This is a genomic window from Frischella sp. Ac48, from assembly GCF_019641635.1.
GTDB lineage: Bacteria > Pseudomonadota > Gammaproteobacteria > Enterobacterales > Orbaceae > Frischella > Frischella japonica.
The window spans coordinates 1-1,881 of record NZ_JAETXP010000029.1 but is presented as its reverse complement, the minus strand read 5'-3'; the positions used below and the strand labels follow the sequence as shown (position 1 = coordinate 1,881).

The window sequence follows — 1,881 nt, the reverse complement described above, 5'->3', positions numbered from 1 at the left end:
ACTAGTAACAGCCCAGTAAAACCAAGAGCTAATTTCGCACCAGATGCAAATCCAAATTTAAATGTTAATATGAATCAACAAAATAAGCATATTGTTGGGACTAATGAGCACAAAACAGCAAACGCTAGTTCTTCTACACCAAGGAGCACTTTGAACAATAATATTGATACTCAAAGTTTAGTCAATCAATATGCAGGAACTGGAAGAGAGATTCCGACCAATAGACCTTTAGGAACACCCGGATCAAAAGAAGTAATATCGACTAATAAAATAATCGGACAGTATTATGACATAACTACTGGATCTTTTGTCCCTACAACTAATTTTACAATCCATTATTCAAAAACAGGCGTACATATAGTACCAGCGAGGCCATAAACTATGTATTCAGATAAAACAAATAAAGAAAAAGTAAAAATTGAAAATAGAATTAAACTATATACAATGCATTGTATGATTGATCGAGCAACCAAGAAAATGCGTGGAATAACTGCAAGTATAATTGATCAAGATTTAACAATTGAAATATTTTTTGATAGCGATTTAACTGAAGAAGAAGAGGAAGAAATGGAATGCGCTCATACTGAGGTTGTTTCTGATTTATATCAAGAGTTTGTTGGTATGTATTTAAATCTTACAGTTATTCCTATTTCTACTCCATTATATGATAAAAAAGGAAATTTAGGTTGGCTTTATCTTCGTCGAGAATATTAATAACGTGCTTGTCCTGCTCAATTTTAATGATATTAGAGCAAGCAATACCAACTATCTACAAGCCAAACCGGACGACAAGGCTGCTGAAGGACGACTAAAAAACAGTTTGGAAGGATTATTAATCGGCAGCTTAGCCAAACCCCTTACCCGCTCATTACGCTTATTAAAATACGCCCGCATCAAAATAACCGCCACCGAAGTCAGAACCAAAGTACATTATAAAATTGATACAGTCACGGTTGAATTAGATGAGGTTAATTGGAATAATGTTGCAAAGGATCTTGCAGATAATTTGCCTGAATGGATAACAAATATTAGCACACCTAACAGTCGCCATTATTTTGATAAAATAAAACAAGGAACAACAAAAAAAGAAAAAAAATACTGTAATTGATAATTCAGTTGATGTTGCGAAGGACATTGCAGACATTAAAAATGGACACGCTTTAATTGTTGGAGATCAAATTACTGTTAATGGTAGAACATATATGCGCGAAGCTAATGGAACATTAGCACCGATATCAGGAAATGGATTTACGACATTAGATCGAGGTGCTTTTGATGCTTTGGGTATTTATAAAAAATTTGGTAATACAAAAGAAGCTGATGATATTTTAAATAAAATGCAAATATCGCCAAAATCAAGAAAAATAGCACTTGATGTTTGGAAAAGGAATCAAAAATGAGTGGATTTGACATAGTTTTAGAAAAAGTACCTAATATATTTGAATTACAACATGCATTAGCAAAATTGTTTAAGATTAAAAATGAAAATATTATCATTGATTATGATTATAATGCTAAACCTTTTGTAGGAGATATAAAAATTTGGCTTGTGATCAATCAATATCATGGAGGGGAATTTTTGCTAAATTGTTCCTTTTATATAAGAGATGCCAAATTAAAAAAAGATCCAATTATTATTTCTAAAGAATTATGTAATGTATTAAAAACAAGAGCCTTGATTTCAGATGATAGTCCAAATCCACTAACATGGATTATGATTTTGCCGAATGGAACTGAGAAAGCTGTTATTTTAGATGCGAATGAATTAGATAATGATAAATATGTAGTAAGTAAAATATTAGAGGATTAAATAAATATCTCATTCCAACTCAATTTAAATTAAATAAAAGTTAGTCGTTTTTTTATCCAACTACTTAACCT

The 1,881-nt window shown here is 31.2% G+C and carries 5 protein-coding genes; all 5 read left to right on the top strand.

What is annotated here, in order from left to right:
• Positions 1-378 (top strand): polymorphic toxin type 50 domain-containing protein (locus tag JMI89_RS11725; RefSeq protein WP_255562904.1); only part of this gene is annotated, 378 nt, incomplete at its 5' end.
• 3 nt (positions 379-381) lie between these two features.
• A complete protein-coding gene (locus tag JMI89_RS11720) occupies positions 382-714 on the top strand; it encodes a hypothetical protein (RefSeq protein ID WP_220680174.1) in 333 nt (110 codons plus the stop codon).
• A gap of 4 nt (positions 715-718) precedes the next feature.
• Positions 719-1,108 (top strand): hypothetical protein, encoded by a 390-nt coding sequence (locus tag JMI89_RS11715; RefSeq protein WP_220680173.1) that lies wholly within the window; start codon positions 719-721, stop codon positions 1,106-1,108.
• Positions 1,109-1,202: 94 nt separating this feature from the next.
• Positions 1,203-1,400 carry a hypothetical protein gene (locus JMI89_RS11710; protein ID WP_220680172.1) on the top strand — a complete coding sequence of 66 codons (198 nt, stop codon included), beginning with the start codon at positions 1,203-1,205 and terminating at the stop codon, positions 1,398-1,400.
• The gene (locus JMI89_RS11705; protein ID WP_220680171.1) at positions 1,397-1,810 is read left to right on the top strand and encodes a hypothetical protein; all 414 of its coding nucleotides are present in this window, start codon (positions 1,397-1,399) and stop codon (positions 1,808-1,810) included. The genes JMI89_RS11710 and JMI89_RS11705 overlap by 4 nt, the downstream gene beginning before the upstream one ends.
• The last annotated feature ends 71 nt before the right edge of the window (positions 1,811-1,881 follow it).

Coding starts and splice junctions, on each gene's coding strand:
- JMI89_RS11710 (WP_220680172.1), top strand. CDS start 1,203: ATGCGCGAAGCTAATGGAACATTAGCACCGATATCAGGAAATGGATTT.
- JMI89_RS11705 (WP_220680171.1), top strand. CDS start 1,397: ATGAGTGGATTTGACATAGTTTTAGAAAAAGTACCTAATATATTTGAA.
- JMI89_RS11720 (WP_220680174.1), top strand. CDS start 382: ATGTATTCAGATAAAACAAATAAAGAAAAAGTAAAAATTGAAAATAGA.